Source organism: Bacillus cereus group sp. MYBK30-2 (genome assembly GCF_051915945.1).
GTDB lineage: Bacteria > Bacillota > Bacilli > Bacillales > Bacillaceae_G > Bacillus_A > Bacillus_A paramycoides.
The window spans coordinates 1-522 of sequence record NZ_JBQAFR010000029.1 but is presented as its reverse complement, the minus strand read 5'-3'; the positions used below and the strand labels follow the sequence as shown (position 1 = coordinate 522).

Sequence of the window (522 nt, the reverse complement as noted above, 5' to 3'; positions counted from 1 at the left end):
TTTCCTGAGTAGCGGCGAGCGAAACGGAATCTAGCCCAAACCAAGAGGCTTGCCTCTTGGGGTTGTAGGACATTCTATACGGAGTTACAAAGGAACGAGGTAGACGAAGCGACCTGGAAAGGTCCGTCACAGAAGGTAACAACCCTGTAGTCGAAACTTCGTTCTCTCTTGAATGTATCCTGAGTACGGCGGAACACGTGAAATTCCGTCGGAATCTGGGAGGACCATCTCCCAAGGCTAAATACTCCCTAGTGATCGATAGTGAACCAGTACCGTGAGGGAAAGGTGAAAAGCACCCCGGAAGGGGAGTGAAAGAGATCCTGAAACCGTGTGCCTACAAATAGTCAGAGCCCGTTAATGGGTGATGGCGTGCCTTTTGTAGAATGAACCGGCGAGTTACGATCCCGTGCAAGGTTAAGCTGAAGAGGCGGAGCCGCAGCGAAAGCGAGTCTGAATAGGGCGTTTAGTACGTGGTCGTAGACCCGAAACCAGGTGATCTACCCATGTCCAGGGTGAAGTTCA

The 522-nt window shown here is 51.5% G+C and carries 1 rRNA gene; it reads left to right on the top strand.

Going from position 1 to position 522, the window contains the following annotated elements:
* Window positions 1-522 (top strand): 23S ribosomal RNA (locus ACTFQM_RS27315); the annotation flags it as partial.